At 53.7% G+C, this 17130-nt stretch carries 21 protein-coding genes; 13 read left to right on the forward strand and 8 right to left on the reverse strand.

The window, feature by feature from the left end; all coding sequences use genetic code 11:
* Positions 1–17: 17 nt before the first annotated feature.
* From V7775_RS16575 to V7775_RS16590, 4 genes are read right to left on the reverse strand one after another with little or no spacing between them, the layout of a single operon-like run.
* Positions 18–1025: an ABC transporter permease gene (locus tag V7775_RS16575; RefSeq protein ID WP_335753021.1), complete on the reverse strand. Its 1008-nt coding sequence runs from the start codon at positions 1023–1025 to the stop codon at positions 18–20.
* On the reverse strand, positions 1022–2548 hold the full coding sequence (locus V7775_RS16580; RefSeq protein ID WP_335753022.1) for a sugar ABC transporter ATP-binding protein: 1527 nt from the start codon (positions 2546–2548) through the stop codon (positions 1022–1024). Before V7775_RS16580 ends, V7775_RS16575 begins: the two co-directional genes overlap by 4 nt.
* Complete coding sequence (locus V7775_RS16585; RefSeq protein ID WP_335753023.1) at positions 2545–3417, reverse strand: amidohydrolase family protein; 873 nt, start codon at positions 3415–3417, stop codon at positions 2545–2547. The genes V7775_RS16580 and V7775_RS16585 overlap by 4 nt, the downstream gene beginning before the upstream one ends.
* The gene (locus tag V7775_RS16590; protein ID WP_335753024.1) at positions 3417–4160 is read right to left on the reverse strand and encodes an SDR family oxidoreductase; all 744 of its coding nucleotides are present in this window, start codon (positions 4158–4160) and stop codon (positions 3417–3419) included. Before V7775_RS16590 ends, V7775_RS16585 begins: the two co-directional genes overlap by 1 nt.
* Positions 4161–4291: 131 nt before the next feature.
* Between V7775_RS16590 and V7775_RS16595 the strand changes: the two genes are divergently transcribed.
* The 3 genes from V7775_RS16595 (at position 4292) to V7775_RS16605 (ending at position 6307) form a co-directional block, all read left to right on the forward strand.
* Positions 4292–5062, forward strand: coding sequence for an IclR family transcriptional regulator (locus V7775_RS16595; RefSeq protein ID WP_335753025.1), 771 nt, complete (start codon positions 4292–4294; stop codon positions 5060–5062).
* A 69-nt stretch (positions 5063–5131) separates the two neighbouring features.
* Positions 5132–5758 carry an RNA ligase family protein gene (locus V7775_RS16600; RefSeq protein WP_335753026.1) on the forward strand — a complete coding sequence of 209 codons (627 nt, stop codon included), beginning with the start codon at positions 5132–5134 and terminating at the stop codon, positions 5756–5758.
* 6 nt (positions 5759–5764) lie between these two features.
* Positions 5765–6307, forward strand: a complete 543-nt coding sequence (locus tag V7775_RS16605) for a cbb3-type cytochrome c oxidase subunit I (RefSeq protein WP_335753027.1) — start codon at positions 5765–5767, stop codon at positions 6305–6307.
* 74 nt (positions 6308–6381) lie between these two features.
* Here V7775_RS16605 and V7775_RS16610 read toward each other — a convergent pair whose 3' ends face one another.
* From V7775_RS16610 to V7775_RS16620, 3 genes are read right to left on the reverse strand one after another with little or no spacing between them, the layout of a single operon-like run.
* Positions 6382–7116, reverse strand: coding sequence for a formylglycine-generating enzyme family protein (locus V7775_RS16610; protein ID WP_335753028.1), 735 nt, complete (start codon positions 7114–7116; stop codon positions 6382–6384).
* A 20-nt stretch (positions 7117–7136) separates the two neighbouring features.
* Positions 7137–8360: a copper-containing nitrite reductase gene (nirK, locus tag V7775_RS16615; protein ID WP_335753029.1), complete on the reverse strand. Its 1224-nt coding sequence runs from the start codon at positions 8358–8360 to the stop codon at positions 7137–7139.
* Between the two features lie 49 nt (positions 8361–8409).
* Positions 8410–8841, reverse strand: a complete 432-nt coding sequence (locus tag V7775_RS16620) for a pseudoazurin (RefSeq protein WP_335753030.1) — start codon at positions 8839–8841, stop codon at positions 8410–8412.
* 169 nt (positions 8842–9010) lie between these two features.
* Between V7775_RS16620 and V7775_RS16625 the strand changes: the two genes are divergently transcribed.
* Positions 9011–9700, forward strand: a complete 690-nt coding sequence (locus V7775_RS16625; RefSeq protein ID WP_335753031.1) for a Crp/Fnr family transcriptional regulator — start codon at positions 9011–9013, stop codon at positions 9698–9700.
* On the opposite strand, the gene V7775_RS16630 is transcribed toward V7775_RS16625, so the two are convergent.
* Complete coding sequence (locus V7775_RS16630; protein WP_335753032.1) at positions 9701–9910, reverse strand: DUF1858 domain-containing protein; 210 nt, start codon at positions 9908–9910, stop codon at positions 9701–9703. It lies immediately after the preceding gene.
* Positions 9911–10038: 128 nt separating this feature from the next.
* On the opposite strand from V7775_RS16630, the gene V7775_RS16635 reads away from it, so the two are divergent.
* Genes V7775_RS16635 through V7775_RS16675 form a run of 9 tightly spaced genes read left to right on the forward strand, consistent with a single transcriptional unit; the run spans position 10039 to position 17091 of the window.
* Positions 10039–10491, forward strand: a complete 453-nt coding sequence (locus V7775_RS16635) for a c-type cytochrome (protein ID WP_335753033.1) — start codon at positions 10039–10041, stop codon at positions 10489–10491.
* Between the two features lie 14 nt (positions 10492–10505).
* Positions 10506–11855, forward strand: a complete 1350-nt coding sequence (locus tag V7775_RS16640) for a cbb3-type cytochrome c oxidase subunit I (protein WP_335753034.1) — start codon at positions 10506–10508, stop codon at positions 11853–11855.
* A 3-nt stretch (positions 11856–11858) separates the two neighbouring features.
* Complete coding sequence (locus tag V7775_RS16645) at positions 11859–12656, forward strand: CbbQ/NirQ/NorQ/GpvN family protein (RefSeq protein ID WP_335753035.1); 798 nt, start codon at positions 11859–11861, stop codon at positions 12654–12656.
* A gap of 4 nt (positions 12657–12660) precedes the next feature.
* A complete protein-coding gene (locus V7775_RS16650; protein WP_335753036.1) occupies positions 12661–14562 on the forward strand; it encodes a nitric oxide reductase activation protein NorD in 1902 nt (633 codons plus the stop codon).
* Between the two features lies 1 nt (position 14563).
* Positions 14564–14740, forward strand: a complete 177-nt coding sequence (locus tag V7775_RS16655; RefSeq protein ID WP_335753037.1) for a protein NnrT — start codon at positions 14564–14566, stop codon at positions 14738–14740.
* Positions 14737–14964, forward strand: coding sequence for an NnrT protein (locus V7775_RS16660; protein ID WP_335753038.1), 228 nt, complete (start codon positions 14737–14739; stop codon positions 14962–14964). Before V7775_RS16655 ends, V7775_RS16660 begins: the two co-directional genes overlap by 4 nt.
* On the forward strand, positions 14961–15218 hold the full coding sequence (locus tag V7775_RS16665) for a DUF6522 family protein (RefSeq protein WP_335753039.1): 258 nt from the start codon (positions 14961–14963) through the stop codon (positions 15216–15218). Before V7775_RS16660 ends, V7775_RS16665 begins: the two co-directional genes overlap by 4 nt.
* Positions 15215–16414, forward strand: coding sequence for an NnrS family protein (locus V7775_RS16670; RefSeq protein ID WP_335753040.1), 1200 nt, complete (start codon positions 15215–15217; stop codon positions 16412–16414). Before V7775_RS16665 ends, V7775_RS16670 begins: the two co-directional genes overlap by 4 nt.
* Positions 16411–17091 carry an NnrU family protein gene (locus V7775_RS16675; RefSeq protein ID WP_335753041.1) on the forward strand — a complete coding sequence of 227 codons (681 nt, stop codon included), beginning with the start codon at positions 16411–16413 and terminating at the stop codon, positions 17089–17091. The genes V7775_RS16670 and V7775_RS16675 overlap by 4 nt, the downstream gene beginning before the upstream one ends.
* Positions 17092–17130: the final 39 nt, after the last annotated feature.

A 17130-nucleotide genomic window follows, 5' to 3' on the forward strand; every position in this document is an offset into this window, starting at 1 on the left:
CCCTTCTTTGCAGTTTGTTAAGCTGTTTTATTACGTCGTACTTGATCGGCATAAACTGCCAGAATAATGATCGCTCCGGTCACCACGGTTTGCCATTCCTGTGCCACCGACAGGATGCGCAGGCCGTTTGTCAGAACCGCCATAATCAGCGCCCCAATCAACGTCCCAAGGATCGTACCGCGCCCGCCCGATAGGGACGTCCCACCGATGACAACCGCCGCAATCGCTTCAAGTTCATAACCAAGGCCCAATGCGGGCTGAGCGGAATTTAGACGGGATGCGATCAGCAACCCACCGATACCAACAATGGCACCTGACAGGCTGTAGATTGCGATTTTCCACCAGTCTGTATTTACCCCAGAAAGGCGCACAGATTCTTCGTTGCTCCCCAGAGCAAAGCAATAGCGGCCCAGCACGGTGCGGCTGAGGATGTAGGACGCGACACCTGCCACTACGAACAAGATCAACACGCCGTTTGGAATGGGCAAACTTGGAAACACCTGACCAATCAATGACCCCCGCGAAATCAGGTCAAAGCCGGGTGTATCGTTGAAATAAATGGGGCGAGTGCCGGAAATCACAAGGCTAAGACCCTTTAGGATCAACATCATGCCAAGCGTCGCGATAAACGGCGGGATTTTCATTTTTGCGACGAAAGTACCTGAACAGAACCCACAAAGCGCCCCTGTGCCAATCGCCGTCAAAACACCCAGCGGCAAAGGCAGCCCAAGGTTGGTGAGCGCAACACCTGTCATTACAGCAGTGAACGTCATTAACGTCCCAACAGACAGGTCAATGCCGCCCGTGATAATCACCAACGTCGCTGCCACAGCCAGAACACCGTTCACTGAGGTCGCTTGCAAAATCGCAATGATGTTTGCCGTCTGCATAAAGTTGGGAGACGCGATGCTGAAGCCGATCAACAAGATGAGCAGGCTCGCAAAAGCAAGTAACTTTTGATGCGCGCCGGATCCTGCTAGCTTTGCGAGTAGACCTTCAGAGGCTTCTTGATTGAGTGCGGTCATTGGACGGCCTCCCTTTTTTCGGATGGGGCACGCGTGGTTTGCGTCGCCAACTTCATGATACTTTCTTGTGTCGCCTCGGACCGATCCAGAATGCCAGTCAACTGGCCTTCGCACATGACGGCAATCCTGTGACTAAGCCGCAAAACCTCAGGCAATTCCGATGAAATCACGATAATCGCGCGGCCCTGTTCGGCCAGATCGACCAGCAGTTTGTAGATTTCAGCCTTTGCACCAACGTCGATGCCACGGGTTGGCTCATCAAAGATCAAGACATCGCAGTCCCGCAGCAGCCATTTCGCAATGACAACTTTCTGCTGATTACCCCCCGACAACAGCCGGACTTCTTGGCGATCTGATGGTGTGCGAATGCCAAGCTGTTTGATGTACCCTTGCGCAGTAATACCCATTTCTGCTTCGTTCAACACACCCACCCGCGACGCAAATTGTGTGAGGTTGGTCATTGCCACGTTGGCGCGTACGTCCATTCCGGTGGCAAGACCAAAGTGTTTGCGGTCCTCAGATAAATAGCCAATTCCGGCAGCCACTGCATCGGACGGGCTTTTTATATCAACTTCGTGGCCGTGCAGTTTTATCGTCCCACTGTCACGTGGATCAGCGCCGAATATAGCACGTGCAACTTCGGTGCGCCCCGCACCCATCAAGCCAGCAAATCCTAGTATCTCGCCCTTTTTCACTTGAAACGAGACATCTTTAATTTCATGACCCCGGTTAAGGTTGATGACCTGAAGGGCAGTATCCGCCTGATCAACCTGCGGCAGGGCCAATGCACCATCGCCCAACGCACGCCCCACCATCATCGAGATAATCTCGCTAATCGGTGTATCATCCGCATCCACAGTTCCTACGGTTTCACCATCACGCATCACCGTCACGCGGTCTGCAATTTGTTTCAGTTCATCCATTTTATGACTGATATAAATGATCCCTACGCCTTCGTTGCGCAGCTTGCGAATGATCGTAAACAGATCGGCAATTTCCGTATCATTCAACGCGGCTGTCGGCTCATCCATGACCAGAATACGGCTGCGATAGCTAAGTGCCTTGGCGATTTCTACCATTTGCTGCATCGCGACAGTCATCTGGTGAATAGGCGTGCGCGGATCCAGCTTTAGGTTCATTTGGTCAAAAATTTTGGCGGCTTCTGCGTTAAGTGCGGCCTCATCTAACCGCCCAAAGCTTTTGCGCGGTTCGCGTCCGATAAAAATGTTCTGGGCAGCGGTCAGATCATTCATCAGGCTAAGCTCTTGGTGGATAATCCCCACGCCCGCATCCTGTGCCGCCCTTGGCCCCGAAAACTCAACCTGAACGCCGTCCATTTCAACCGTGCCACTGTTACGGGCATAAACCCCTGACAGAATTTTCATGAGCGTCGACTTCCCCGCTCCGTTTTCCCCCATCAATGCATGCACTTCGCCAACGCGCAGATCAAACCGCACATTCTTGAGCGCGTGCACACCGGGAAAGCGTTTTTCGATACCTTCCATTGCCACAAGCATTTTCATGCGATCTCTCCTATCTGGTAGAATTCGCGTGCTGTTCCAGAAAAAATTCTACCTTGCTCAATGTCCGAAACTCCCGCCAAAAGCCCGCCACTTAGTGCGGTCCATTCATCGAGAGAACCCGCCAAATTAACGACGGGCCAGTCGGACCCCCACATCAAACGATCAGGCCCAAACCAAGCGATCAGGTCATCAACAACTGGCTGCAAGACCTCTGCGGCGTTGGGACGTTGATCAATAGATAACTCCGTCAGCAGCCCCGAAATCTTGCAACAAACATTCGTTTCAGCCGCCAACCGGGCCATCCCGTCTCGCCACATTGCGCAACGAGGGTCAGACATATCAGCGGACACTGTAGGCTTTGCCGCGTGGTCGATCACGATAGGAAGGGTCGGATGCGCCATTGCAAATTCAAACAACCCCGCAAGGTGTTGCGGCAAAACAAGCGCATCAAACGTCAAATTTAGATTGATCAGCGCCTCAATGGCATCCGTGCGTGGCCTTGTGGTGATCCAGTTAACGTCAGGAATATCCTGAAGCATTGGGCGTACACCTTTGAACGCGACATCTTGCGCCAAGGTTTCTAAAGTTGCCGCAGCATCCGGTTGGGCCAGATCAACCCAGCCAACAACACCAGCGATGTCATCATATCCATTAGCTAAGCCAAGCAGAAATTCAGTCTCGGCCACCGTTGGGGCCGCCTGTACAACAATGCGCGCAGTACACCCCCCCATGGTATCAGCGGCACGTAAATCACCAATCTCAAAATCCCGCGCGATGGGTGCCAATGCCGGATCGTCTAGATCAAGCCAGCCATAGTCCCCGCGCTTTAACGCCCAGAGATGGCAATGTGCATCAACGCGGTCCGTCATCAGATCGTGACCCCACCATCAACCAAAAAGGCCTGACCTGTGACATAGCTGCTCGCATCCGAAAGCAGGTAGGTGATCATTGGCGTCAGATCATCAACTGTGGCGAGCCGCCCCATAGGTTGGCGCGCGATAAAGTCTTTTTCCGCCTGCACCGGATCTGGCGCACCTTCAATACGGCCCCTTAACGAGGGCGTATCAACTGTTCCGGGACACAAGGCATTACACCTGATGCCTTGCCCGACAAAATCCGCGGCAATCGATTTCGTAAGGCCGATCACAGCTGCCTTTGTTGCCCCATATGCCGCGCGATTTGGAAAACCTTTGATAGATGAAGCCATTGACGCCATGTTCAGGATTGGCGCTGAACCCGTTACTTTTGCGCGCTCGATCATGCCAGGCAGGAATGCCCTGCTCATCCGCATCATCGACGCAACATTCAGATCAAAGTTAAACGCCCATTCTTCGTCTGTCACATCCAGAATAGTACCGTTGTGAACAATGCCAGCGCAGTTAAAGAGACCGTCTATCGGCCCAACCTGCCCTGCCAAATCTAAAACCGCCTGAGCATCGCAGACATCCAACACATGCGTAGAAATTTCAGGATGCGCCTTCGCAAGATCATCCAATGCGTCAACATTAATGTCTGTCGCGATTACTTTTGCGCCAAGAGCGGCACAAGCAATTGCACTGGCTCTGCCCATACCCTGAGCTGCGGCAGTAATGAGGATGGTCTTGTCACGCATCGTTGTTCCTTTTCGAATCTATCTGTTCATATGTAAATAGATTGTTTATATTTGGTCAACCAGTAAGTTGAAGACGTTGACTTTGCAGTGGCGTTGGATCAATTCAGCATGCAAACTTGTGGAGAGCCGATGTGAAAGAAGACGCAAAAGACCAAAGATACAGGGCCCCCGCACTTGATAAGGGTCTCGACATTCTTGAACTGTTGGCACTTGAACCCAGCGGCATGACCCGGTCCGAGATCGTTAAAGCCATGGGCAAAAGCCCTAGCGAAATTTACCGCATGCTCGAACGGCTGGTTGCGCGAAACTATGTTAGCCGATCATTTGAGGGCGACCGCTACGCGCTGAGCATAAAACTTTTCCAACTTGGATCAGCGTTCCCACCTGTGCGCCGTCTAACCACACATGTGCAGCCATTGATGGATGATTTCGCCGCACAGTGCATGCAGTCGGTTCATCTGGTTGTGCCCGAAATGGGCCAAGCACACGTTATCGCCCAAGCCTCAAGCCGCTCACCTTGGCAATTTCGCCTGCGTGTTGGCGCTGTGCTTGATTTGATTGGAACAAGTTCGGGCGAGACGCTGCTGGCCTTCCAAGATGATGATCAGATCGCGCATATGTTATCAACTGGCTCGGATCCCGCTCCGATGATTACGCCCAAAATTACCGATGATCTTTCCAAAATCAGAACCATCGGTCACCGTATCGGGCCCAGCCAACAGCTGGTTGGCGTTACCGATATCTCTGTCCCAATTCGCTCTGCAAATGATTTGGTGATTGCTGTCCTGACGTGCCCATTCCTGCCCCACGCGCACGTCGAAGGTGAAGGAGCGGTTGGGAAAGACCTTGAGGCAACTTCGGAATTATTGATTAAGGCCGCTGATCTGGCTTCAACGCAATAGAGCTTCTAATATGGGCTTCACGTAGCGGCCACCTTCGTCGCGTGTTGTAAAAAGACAGGACCGTCTAAGATGAAGAAATATGGACGCACATATCATTTGCCCATTTCACCGGGTGTCATGAGCGATGACAAAATACTCAGGGATCTCAAAACGCTAACATCTGCCGATGAAGTTGTATTCACCGAGAAAATGGACGGCGAGAACACAACAATCCACCACGCGGGATGCCATGCCCGCAGCCCGGATAGCGGCTATCACGCCTCACGGGACTGGGTCAAAGCACTTGCTGCGGGCATATCCCCGAACCTTGCCACAAATGAGCGGATCGTGGGTGAATACCTGTTCGCCCGTCACTCAGTCGCTTACGAAAATTTACAATCGTATTTTATGGGCTTTGCATGGATTGTTGATGGCACTGTGCAGGCATGGGACGCAACCCTTGAACGGTTCAGCACCCTTGGCATCCAGCCCGTATCTGTCTTGCATCGTGGGCCATTCAATGACGCCGCGGTCAATGCGGTGTTGGGTGATTTAGACCTGAGCAAACAAGAAGGCTTTGTTGTCCGAACAACCTCCGAGTTCCAAGAACCTGACATGGCCACCCATATGGCCAAATACGTTCGCGCCGATCATGTGCAAAGTGAAACGCATTGGATGCGCGCCGAAATAGTCAAAAATGAATTACAAAAAGACTGACAAATAGTGCTCTATTCGATCCTTTTGGTAGCTTGCGCGATACTCGCACCCCTTTTTGCTCATCTACGACAGTGGAAGCCCGCCGCGCTGTTCGCGGTTGTCGCCCTCGTCTATGTGATTTTCGGGGGTATAAGCTTAGCCAATGTTCTATTTGTTCTCAACAAGGTCCAAGACGCAGAGCCACCATTCCACGACACATACTTTGTCATAAGTCGTGGTCATGCCTTCTTCAGTTTGGGCATCGTCATGGCATTCTTCGCTGCCGTAACATGGCTGCAAACACGCTGTGGCGCGATGTTGCATCCACGAATAACCAAAATTCTTTTCTGGATACTGCATCTGGGGCTCATCGGGACGAGTTCACTACCAACTGTTTGGAGTTTTTTCATGGTGCCTCCCCGCAGATATATTGAATATGCTGGGCACATTGAAACCTATATGATGGTCAGCACATGGGTTTCTTTCGCCAATACACTAGCAGCACTAAGTCTCATTGCGCTGCTGATATGGTCCGTGATTTTCAAGAAAATAAAGGGATTGGCCCGGTAACAGGGACAGCTTGCCGCGTTAAAGAACTAAAATTTCATACGCGTTTTTGCAATGTGATGGTCCGCGCCGGCTGCTTACCTATCCGACACCAACCGCATGCCAAGGTGCGCAGGCGGCGAGCCAACAGCACATCCGCCGCGAGCCGGGTCTCTGACGAGGTAGGACATTACGGCCTCATGCTCTCCCCCCATAATGAATGCCGGGCAACGGTCACCACCATTCGCAGCACCTTGCCCGCTCGCACCAGCGTAGCAGTCCTGCGTCCATTCCCAAACGTTGCCATCTAGGTCTTCGATTCCCGCAGATGTCGCGGTGAATGCGCCGCTGGGGCGCAAAGTGCGGCCAGTGCGGTTTGCGTCCGTTAAGTAGGCAGACGCCCATGTCAGGGATGGATCAGTGAATATCGGGTCAGGCTTTTGCGGCAAAACTTCTGCCGCAAGCTCCTGCCATTCTGCCGCGGTAGGCAAACGCCATCGGCCCTTGGTCGTGGTATTCAGCCAGCTTATGTATTCCATCGCGTCCGGAAAACTTAATCCAGTGGCGGGATAATCTACCGTTTGGGTCCGCGAAGAAAGATCAAGCGTACAGAAGCCCGCAGCGTGACAGGCCTGCCACTGGGCAACCGTCACTTCGCGGGCCTGAACCTTCAGATTTCGACCATCATTTAATTGAATGGTCGAAATTTGGAATTCAGGATCCATTGCAGCATCGGGGCCGCCCAAATAATGGGACGCCCCGATGAGAGCCACACCCAAAGCAATGCCCATCTTGATGCCTCTAACGGCTGTGAATGGTTTTGCTTTGGTCATGTCTGAAGCTCCTACAAAGTTTAGGTTTCGAAGCTGCGAGGGGCGACAACTTGTTCCATCAGCGCATTATCCCAAGCCCCCTCTACCAAGAAGTGGGCAGTGGCGCCCAGCAGGGCGGCTTCGATCAGGTTGTGGTTAACGTATGCGTAAACGCCTGGCTGCTCAAAAGTGTACATTGACGCCATCGCAGTACCGCCCCGTACAAACCACGTCTCAAGGCCAGTCATGGGTGCCTCGCTAAAGGATGTTTCCCAAACATAATTGCCGTGCCCGCCGATCAAGTGTGGGCGGCTGTCGCGATTTGCTTGGTTGTGGATCATCAACACGGTTTCGCCGACGTTGAATTTCATCGCGTTTTCGCCAGTGATGGCACCAACAGCTCCGTTAAACACGCAGTGCGTTGGGGTTAGGGTGCGCATCGCGTCTAGGCTATCGCCATAGTCGTCACCCGCGAATTCGTATGTCTTATACTCGCCGTTCTCATCTTTGGGCAGATAGTAGTCCTGCTCACCGATATAGGCGATCTTGTCATACTTCAGCGCATTCCCATCGCGGTCTTTCAGACCCTCACGCGGCAACACCATAACAGCACCGTTCATGCCGTGTGTCACGTGATAAGGGATCATCGCACCACCGGGCGCACAGTGATAGGTAAAGCAGCCCGGCTTGGTTGCCTTCCAGCGCAGGACGGTTTCTTCACCCGGATAGACGTGGGTTAGACCGCCGCCGCCCAAAGCACCTGTAGAGGCGTGGAAATCAATGTTATGCTCCATCTGGCTGTCGGAGGGATTGCGCAACGTCAACTCGACCATATCACCTTCATGGCAGATGATCAGAGGACCCGGTACAGAACCGTTGTAGGTCAATGCCCAAACTGATGCGCCAGTATCTTCGTCCACCACCATCAGACGCTCAGAGGTTTCCATTGTGATCTCAATGATCTTGGGACCGCCAGTTGCGATCTGCTCGTGTGCAGGTGCATAGGGCGGCGCGACCAGATCCATTTTGACACGGGTGTAACCGGACAGATCCGCTACTTTAGCGGTTGTGTCCTTGGCCTGCTGGTCTGCCGCTTTGTACAGCTTTGTAGAAGTTTCATTTGCCTTGGTCATATTGGCGCGATGCGGCACGGTCTTGCTGCTCACGGCTGCGCCAGTCATGGCGGCAGCTCCTGCCAATACAGAACCTCGCAGCACATTGCGGCGGCTGGTTTTCATAAGACCTGGGTTGATGAACTTTGTCATGGTTGTCTCCTGGGGATTGAATAGTTTGGGTGTAATAATGTCGGGGTGATCAAAAACCGGTCAAAGCTTCTTCGAACCGCTTGCCTGCTTTTTTCGGGATGCGACCTTCCAGAAAACTGTCTGGCGCGGCTTCGGTTTCACCGACGGCAATCACCATCACCATGCCCATGGCAAAGTGCGGCTTGCATTTGATGCCGTAAAATCCGGGCTCTGTGAGGATAACGTCAATTTCTTCGTTGATCTTACCTGCAAACGCCTCTGCCCCTTCGGGGATCATACCCTTCACAGTTTCTGCATTGTGGCCCTTATCAGATGCTATAAATTTCACGGTATCGCCGACAGCGACGCGCAAAGCGGCGGGTTCAAAAATCATCCGCCCGGCTTCGCCTTTGTTCAGCATTTTAACCTCGAAGGTTTCTGCGGTTACGGCGCCACCAAGCGCGGTTAAGACGGCAACGGATGCCATTAAGGTGCGAAACATTTTATGTCCTTCCAGTTTCAGCGTTGTTGAGCGAACCTTAATCTCCGTTTCAGAGCCCAACTTTGCGCTATAGCAAACTTTGGGCCTATACCTGCTTTGTGCACGATTGGCTGGTGGTCGGGCCTAAATGTCTCTAGTCTCTTCCAAACTGAACTCTCTGGAGGTCTCGATGCACTCACTCGACGAAAGCCTCCTATCGCCATTGCCCCCGTTTTCGATGCTGGATCGCCCACAAATCAGAACCATCCTTGATCAGGCCATCAGCCGCCGTGCCAATGCGGGTGAAACCATCTTTGAAGAGGGCAGCGCGGCAAACAGGTTTTTCCTATTACTCGACGGGACAATACGTGTGGTCAAAATCACACCTGACGGGGAGCAGGTAACATCACTGCACATTCCGGCCGGCCAGTTGTTCGGTATCGCGCAGGCATTAGGCCGGGACACCTACCCCGCCAGCGCAGTGACAGCGTCCGAAGCGTTGTATTTATCGTGGCCAAATTCCTTGTGGAACTCATTTGTGACCACCTACCCCGGCTTTGCATCTGAGACGTACAAGGCTGTCGGTAAACGCGTGAACGAGATGAACACCCGCATTGTCGAAATGTCGACACAACACGTAGAACAGCGCATCGCGCGCGCACTGTTGCGGTTGATCAATCAATCAGGTCGGCGCACGGCCGAAGGCATCGAGATCAGCTTTCCAATCACCCGTCAGGATGTTTCGCAGATGACGGGAACGACATTGCACACCGTAAGCCGCTTGCTCAGTTCTTGGGAAAAAGACGGGCTGGTTCTCAGCAAACGCAAAAAGATCATTGTGTGTGATGCCCACCGTCTGGTGCTATTGAGCGGCGAATAGTCAGGCATCAACAGCCGCTTGCAGTTCTGCCCTAAACGCGACTTCGTCCAGATCATATTCTTGACACGCCTCAATGACAGTATGAAACGGGTTCACCAAACACCCCACACAAAACATCCTGTGGCGCAAAAAAACAGCAAGTGTTTGGGGCCATAGAGACATCAACGTATCCAATGGCAAATCAGGATCCTCGATGCTTTGATTTCTCATGTCACAGGCTCCCTTGGTATGGTGCCACTTTAACAGCCCAATCGCTTCAAACGTTGTGCTAGCTCAAACTTCGCACCATTAGCGCCTGCTACTGCTCCCTTCATGATATAGTAAATGGAGGCTGAGGGATGGCTGAAATCCTGACGAAAACACGGGCTCGAAATATTTTCTACGCAGGATCGCTGTTCTTTGTAGTCGTATTCATCGTGCTCACCGCGCAATCACATCGTTACGTTGTAAACGTGTCAACGGCAGGTATGCCGCTGAGCGAAGAGGTCATCTTGGGCAAACGTGTCTGGGAGCGCCATTCATGCATCAACTGTCACACGCTTCACGGCGAAGGCGCGTATTTCGCACCCGAGGTCGGCAATGTCATGACACGTTGGGGCGTGATGGATGACCCAGAGGGTGCGTTCGAGGTACTGCAAGGTTGGATGGAAGCCCAACCCAGTGGCATTGAGGGGCGCCGCCAAATGCCCAACTTTAATCTCACCGAAGAAGAAATCCGCGGCTTGGCGGAGTTTTTGCGGTGGGCGGATCAAACCGACACGCAGGGCTGGCCGCCCAATGAAGCGGGTTGAGGAGGATAACAATCATGAAATATGAAACTCAAAAAGTCGCCTACGCCTATTTCGTCTGCGCCATGGCGCTGTTTGCCATTCAGGTGATCGGCGGCCTTCTCGCCGGGTGGATCTACGTCTCCCCCAACTTCCTGTCTGAGCTGTTGCCCTTCAACATCATCCGTATGATCCACACCAATGCGTTGATCGTCTGGCTATTACTGGGCTTCTTCGGCGCCGCCTATTTCTTGGTGCCCGAGGAATCCGAGCGTGAGATTTACTCGGTCAAGCTCGCCTACTTGCAGCTCATCATTTTGATGGTCGGCACGTTGGGTGCAGTTGGGTCTTATCTTGTTGGCATACACGGAGGCCGCGAATTTCTGGAGCAACCCCTTTGGGTCAAATTCGGCATCCTCATCGCTGCTCTGATCTTCTTGTTCAACATCTCCATGACGGTGTTGGCGGGTAAAAAGACTGCCATTACCAACGTGCTTTTGATGGGCCTATGGCTGCTGTCGCTCCTTTGGGTGTTTGCCTTTATCAACCCTGAAAACCTCAGCTTGGATAAGATGTATTGGTGGTTTGTTGTCCACCTCTGGGTCGAGGCCACATGGGAACTTGTTATGGCCGCCATCCTCGCGTTTCTGCTATTGAAACTCACAGGTGTGGACCGCGAAGTTGTTGAAAAATGGCTCTATGTTATCGTCGCGACTGCCCTCTTCTCGGGCATCCTTGGCACTGGTCACCACTTCTACTGGATCGGTCTGCCTGGATACTGGCAGTGGGTCGGGTCTATCTTCTCAACTTTTGAGGTGATCCCCTTCTTCTTGATGATGTCATTTGCGTTTGTCATGGTCTGGAAGGGCCGCCGCAATCACCCCAACAAGGCCGCCCTTTTGTGGTCGCTGGGGTCCAGTACGGTTGCCTTCTTTGGCGCGGGTGTCTGGGGTTTTCTGCACACGCTGCACGGGGTCAACTTTTACAGCCACGGCACGCAGATCACTGCAGCACACGGGCACCTGTCGTTCTACGGCGCTTATGTGGCTCTAAACCTGGCGATCTTTACCTATGCGATGCCGATCTTGCGCCAACGCCAGCCCTATAATCAGGTGCTGAACATGGTGAGCTTTTGGCTGATGACGGGCGGCATGGCCTTCATGACCTTTGTGCTGACATTTGCGGGCACCATCCAGACCCACATGCAACGCGTGGTCGGTGACTACTATATGGACGTACAGGACAGTTTGTCGATCTTCTACATCATGCGCTTTGGTGCGGGTTTTGCGGTTGTGATCGGCGCGCTGCTGTTCATCTATTCACAGCTGGTTGTTCGCAAGAATGAAATCATTGAGCCAGGTTCGGCCCAACCGATGGCAGGAGAATAAGTCATGAACGATATGACCCATCCTGAACCAATACAAAACTACCACCAAACCGGACAGGAATGTACCCTGTTCGAGATGGCCCAAGCAAATCGTCTGCCCCTTCTTTTGAAGGGGCCTACGGGCTGCGGTAAAACCCGATTTGTTGAACATATGGCCGCCAAGACAGGACGCAAACTTTATACTGTGGCCTGCCATGATGACCTATCTGCCGCAGATTTGATCGGGCGGTATTTGCTGAAAGGCGGCGAAACCGAATGGGTGGACGGCCCCCTGACCCGTGCCGTACGTGAAGGCGCGATCTGCTACCTTGATGAAGTAGTTGAGGCGCGCAAAGATGTAACCGTTGTTTTGCACCCGCTGACAGACAACCGGCGCACGTTGATGATCGACCGAACTGGAGAGGAGCTGCGTGCGCCCGAAGGTTTCATGCTGGTTGCTTCCTACAACCCCGGCTACCAAAACGTGCTCAAGCGGCTAAAACCCTCAACCCGCCAACGTTTTCTATCCATCAGCTTTGACTTCCCAAAGCCAGAGATCGAGACAAAAGTTGTCGCGCAAGAAAGCGGGATCAGTCCAGAACGCGCGGCGGGTCTGGTGCGCCTGGGCGGCGCTATCCGTCGTCTGTCGGGTATGGACCTGGAGGAAGGTGTCTCAACCCGTTTGTTGATCTATGCGGCGACGCTCATCAACGCGGGCATGCCCTTTGATGCCGCCATTGAAGCGGCGGTAATTGAGCCGCTCAGCGACGATGCAGACATTCAACAAGCTCTGCGCGACCTCGTCGCAGCGACCTTCGGATAACGCCATGAAGTTTCACCCTCTTGATTTGATGGAGCCAGAGGAAACGGTTGGCAAGCTTTGGCATGGCATGGCGGAAGGAATTGGCACTGATCAGTGCTACCCCGAGGCCGCCGTGACCCTGCCTGAGGTCCGCACCAGCCTTGCCGTGCTGTTTCGCGCTTTGGGCGGCGCGGCAGGTGTCGAGTTATCCCAAGCGCCTGCGCAACTCGTACAGCACCGCCGCAGCTTGCGCCGTCGCGTCGCGGTGGAGCGCGACAAGAATTACATCGCCAGTTTCGATGGCAGCGGCCTGCGCCTGCCGCCTCTGATCGACTATTTCCCCGAAACGGCCCTCAACCGCGCTGCATACTTCTGGCTGACCGCCGTTGCCGCCTGCGCTGATTTAGATACCACACCTTTACCTCGCCTCGGAGACAACCGTCATGCGTTTGATGTTGCTCAGGTTGAAGTAAATTCGCAAGCTGGTGATCGGGTCTCAGATTGTTGCCCCGGGCTGCACGCAGCTTACAAAGAAATGACGCAACACATCATGGCTGCCCGTCCAACACAAACTTTGCCCCCTGCCGAGGCCGCAATGGAACGTGCCATTCGCAACCAATTGGAACTTGGTGTCAGCTCTGCAGCACCGCCTCCTGTTTTTGAGTTGCGCAATTACACCCCATTCCAACCTGTTCCGATCTGGCTCCACTTTATCGCCCCCACCTCGGGCGATGCCGCCGCGGAAGCCACCGAAACAAACGCACCCCCCCCTACTGCCACAATGACAAAACGCAAGCTGGGCATCCGCAAGGACCGAGGCGAGGCGAACCGCAAGGATAGCTTTATCTTGCACCGCTTCGAGTCGATCTTGTCATGGGTTGAATCGATGAACCTCAATCGCTCGGTCGATGATGACGACGACGAAAACGCCCAAAAAGCGGCGGATGATCAGGACGAAATCACCTTATCCAAGGTCGATAAACGCGCGGCCACCCGCCTGCGTCTACACCTTGATTTGTCACCTGCCGATGCCGATCACGAGGCCCTAGCTGGGGAATTCACCTATCCTGAATGGAACCATCAGAGCCGCAGTTATATGGCTGATCACTGCCGTGTGCTGGAGGCTCCGCCACAAGAGACTGGCGAACCATTTACACCCGATCCGCGCCTGATCCGCGATGTGCGCCGGCAGTTTGAGGGGTTACATCCCCGCCGCATCCTGCGTCCCCGTCAGATTGACGGCCCCGAACTCGACCTTGACGCTCTCATTGCCAGCCGCGCAGAGATTGCAGCAACAGGCCAAGGCAGTGACCGCATTTGGCAAGCATCACGGCAGGTTGAACGTGATCTAGCCGTGGCATTCCTGATCGATACGTCCCGCTCGACCGAGGCCGCCGTTGGCGATACATCTGTCATCGACGTGGCACGCGAAACACTGGCCGCATTGTCAGGCGGCATTGACGCCGCAGGCGACCGATTTGGTATTTGGGGGTTTTCGTCCCTTAAACGTGACCGCGTATTTGTGACCCATTGCAAAGGGTTCGATACCCCGATGTCCCCAGACATCATCCACAATATTGGCGCATTACGGCCCAGCCATTATACCCGCCTAGGCACTGCGATCCGTCATGTGAGCGCACATTTGGCAAAAGAAACCGCCGCGCGCAGACTGCTGATCGTACTCACTGACGGCAAACCAAACGATCTGGACCACTATGAGGGTCAACACGGGATCGAAGACAGCCACATGGCAGTACGCGAAGCACGCCGCGCGGGCCAAACTTTGCACGGCGTGATCATCGACGAGGATGGTCAGGATTGGTTTACCCGCATCTTCGGGCGCGGCGGGTTTTCGTTACTACCGAATCCTGCGCGCCTCACCCGCGCGCTCCCCGATATTTACCGACAGCTCACACAGGAGACCTGAAATGAAACGCCTTACCCTTATTTGCGCCGCTGCGATGCCCTTCCCAGCATTGGCCGCCAGTTTTGACCGCCCCATTCCACAAGCCCAATCTGCAACCGCAGAATTTTGGTTCGCTTTTGCCTCGCTTGCACTGATCGCGGCCCTTGTGGTTGTTGCGCGACTTGTGGCACGTAAATGATACAAGACGGGTGGTCCACACGCACCATCGCGCTGGTGCTTTATCCGTTCGGAGCGGGCGCCATGGCGGTAAACGTGTTTTTCGCCTCCCTGATCGGCAGTTGGGTCGGTCTGCCCATCCTATCAACCGGATGGTCCATCCTGATCGGCGCGTTGATTGGTGTCCCTGCAACATTGGCTTTTGCACGCCACATCCGTAACTTGATAGATCGGTCCGCGAAATGAAAATTGACCTCAGCCAGCCCGATCCGGTTGTCGATGCTGCCGACCTAGCCCGCGCGTTTGATCTGTCACCTGAGCAAATCAAAGAACGTATGCGCAGCGGCGACATCACCAGTAAATTTGAAACTGGCGTGGGTGAGGATGAGGGCACACATCGGCTGACGTTCTGGCACAACCAGATCAAAGTACGCTTCACCTGTGACGCAGATGGAACCGTCCTGAAAACGTCGCGGATCAAATCGGCTCGTCGGTCATGACATCATCAGACCAAATGCGTTCATGGACTGGTCCGGCCCTTTTTTCATATGGCTTTCGCCCGTTCTTTTTGTTCGGCGCTGCATGGGCCGCGCTGGCTATGACCCTTTGGATATTGATGTTGAGTGGCATTCTTACCGTGCCCACGCGGCTTGATCCGATCTCATGGCATGCACATGAGTTTCTGTTTGGATATCTGGGCGCGATCATTGCAGGTTTTCTGCTCACGGCAGTGCCAAACTGGACGGGACGGTTACCCGTTGTTGGTTGGCATCTGGCCGCCCTCTTTGGTGTTTGGGTCGCGGGACGTTTGGTGATCTTAGTCTCCGCACTGCTGCCTCTTGGAGTGGCCGAAGCAGTTGACCTCCTGTTCCCGATCCTTCTGGGTGCCGTCATTCTGCGTGAAATCATTGCAGGCAAGAACTGGAAAAACCTGGTTGTTTTGGTCCTGCTCACTGTTTTTACGCTCGCCAATCTATTGTTCCATGTTGAGGCTGCGCAAGGGACCTTGGCCGCTCAGGGAACTGGATTGCGTATTGGCGTGGCAGCGGTACTAACGATGATTTCGGTTATCGGGGGTCGGATCATCCCGTCGTTCACCCGCAATTGGCTGGTCAAGGCGGGGCAATCGGATTTGCCCACACCCCCGATGCAACCGTTTGATCGGCTCACACTCGTTGCAACGGTCCTTGCGTTGATCCTTTGGGTGATGTGGCCGCTATCCAGCGTTACGGGTGTGGCATTGGTCGTAATTGGCATCATGCATCTTGCGCGGTTGTACCGTTGGAAAGGATATCATGCCCGCTCAGAACCGCTGCTGTGGGTATTGCACGTTGGATATCTGTTTGTGCCAATTGGCGCCCTAACCGAAGGGTTTTCTGTTAGCTTTCCTGATTACCTTGCACCGGGGGTCGCACAACATCTTTGGATGGCGGGCGCATTTGGATTGATGACTTTGTCCGTTATGGCACGCGCCACGCTTGGCCATACAGGACAGGCACTGACCGCAGGACCAGGAAATATTGTAATGTTCATGTGCTTGATTGGGTCTGTATTCAGCCGGGTCGCTGCGGGCATCTGGCCCGAAATCGCAAGCCCGCTTTATGTCGTATCTGCCGCCTTTTGGATAGCGACGTTTACGACCTTTGTTGTGATCTATGGCACCTTGCTGGCCGCCCCAAAACCGGAGCGCACATGATCAGTTGGCCCGCCTTTGCCGCTGTGTTCGCCGCGTTCTTTGTCACGCATTCTGTGCCCGTGCGCCCCAAGGTCAAAGCACGTCTGCAAAAGCACCTTGGTAAAACTGGTTTCACCGCCAGCTACTCGATGCTCTCGCTTGGGATGCTTATTGCCCTGATTTGGGCCGCGAAAAATGCGCCTTATGTGCAATTATGGCCCCAAGAAATCTGGCAACGATACGTCGTATTTTTTGGGATGTATTTTGTGTGTGTGATTGTCGGATTGGCAATTCTGCGTCCCAATCCCTTCTCTTTCGGCGGGGCGCATAACAATGAATTTGATCCAACCAAACCTGGCATCGTTCGCCTGTCGCGCCATCCAATGCTAGTAGCAATTGCCTTATGGGCAGGCCTGCACCTGATGCCCAACGGTGATTTGGCGCATGTCATCCTGTTCGGCGTATTTCTGGTCTTTGCAATTTTGGGCAGTAGGATCATCGACGCGCGCAATAAACGCCTGATGGGGATTTCCCAGTACCACGCGCTTTTGTCTAAGACACAAGACGCTCCATTGTTTCAAACACCTCTGAACTGGCGTTCAGCTACACTCCGCGTTGCGATTGCGACAGGAGTGTTTGTGCTGCTCATCATATTGCATCCCTTAGCCATTGGAGTATCGCCGCTTCCAACTCTTTGATTGAGAAAACGATGGTTGCTCCTTTCACGTCAAGGATCA

The organism is Sulfitobacter sp., from assembly GCF_036960155.1.
Lineage (GTDB): Bacteria > Pseudomonadota > Alphaproteobacteria > Rhodobacterales > Rhodobacteraceae > Sulfitobacter.

What these genes read in the sequence shown, in the direction of transcription:
- V7775_RS16590 (WP_335753024.1), bottom strand. Translation starts at nt 4,160, where the DNA reads ATGCGTGACAAGACCATCCTCATTACTGCCGCAGCTCAGGGTATGGGC.
- V7775_RS16625 (WP_335753031.1), top strand. Translation starts at nt 9,011, where the DNA reads ATGCACTCACTCGACGAAAGCCTCCTATCGCCATTGCCCCCGTTTTCG.
- nirK (WP_335753029.1), bottom strand. Translation starts at nt 8,360, where the DNA reads ATGACAAAGTTCATCAACCCAGGTCTTATGAAAACCAGCCGCCGCAAT.
- V7775_RS16665 (WP_335753039.1), top strand. Translation starts at nt 14,961, where the DNA reads ATGAAAATTGACCTCAGCCAGCCCGATCCGGTTGTCGATGCTGCCGAC.
- V7775_RS16670 (WP_335753040.1), top strand. Translation starts at nt 15,215, where the DNA reads ATGACATCATCAGACCAAATGCGTTCATGGACTGGTCCGGCCCTTTTT.
- V7775_RS16650 (WP_335753036.1), top strand. Translation starts at nt 12,661, where the DNA reads ATGAAGTTTCACCCTCTTGATTTGATGGAGCCAGAGGAAACGGTTGGC.
- V7775_RS16655 (WP_335753037.1), top strand. Translation starts at nt 14,564, where the DNA reads ATGAAACGCCTTACCCTTATTTGCGCCGCTGCGATGCCCTTCCCAGCA.
- V7775_RS16660 (WP_335753038.1), top strand. Translation starts at nt 14,737, where the DNA reads ATGATACAAGACGGGTGGTCCACACGCACCATCGCGCTGGTGCTTTAT.
- V7775_RS16600 (WP_335753026.1), top strand. Translation starts at nt 5,132, where the DNA reads ATGAAGAAATATGGACGCACATATCATTTGCCCATTTCACCGGGTGTC.
- V7775_RS16575 (WP_335753021.1), bottom strand. Translation starts at nt 1,025, where the DNA reads ATGACCGCACTCAATCAAGAAGCCTCTGAAGGTCTACTCGCAAAGCTA.
- V7775_RS16610 (WP_335753028.1), bottom strand. Translation starts at nt 7,116, where the DNA reads ATGACCAAAGCAAAACCATTCACAGCCGTTAGAGGCATCAAGATGGGC.
- V7775_RS16635 (WP_335753033.1), top strand. Translation starts at nt 10,039, where the DNA reads ATGGCTGAAATCCTGACGAAAACACGGGCTCGAAATATTTTCTACGCA.
- V7775_RS16645 (WP_335753035.1), top strand. Translation starts at nt 11,859, where the DNA reads ATGAACGATATGACCCATCCTGAACCAATACAAAACTACCACCAAACC.
- V7775_RS16620 (WP_335753030.1), bottom strand. Translation starts at nt 8,841, where the DNA reads ATGTTTCGCACCTTAATGGCATCCGTTGCCGTCTTAACCGCGCTTGGT.
- V7775_RS16675 (WP_335753041.1), top strand. Translation starts at nt 16,411, where the DNA reads ATGATCAGTTGGCCCGCCTTTGCCGCTGTGTTCGCCGCGTTCTTTGTC.
- V7775_RS16630 (WP_335753032.1), bottom strand. Translation starts at nt 9,910, where the DNA reads ATGAGAAATCAAAGCATCGAGGATCCTGATTTGCCATTGGATACGTTG.
- V7775_RS16580 (WP_335753022.1), bottom strand. Translation starts at nt 2,548, where the DNA reads ATGAAAATGCTTGTGGCAATGGAAGGTATCGAAAAACGCTTTCCCGGT.
- V7775_RS16640 (WP_335753034.1), top strand. Translation starts at nt 10,506, where the DNA reads ATGAAATATGAAACTCAAAAAGTCGCCTACGCCTATTTCGTCTGCGCC.
- V7775_RS16585 (WP_335753023.1), bottom strand. Translation starts at nt 3,417, where the DNA reads ATGACGGACCGCGTTGATGCACATTGCCATCTCTGGGCGTTAAAGCGC.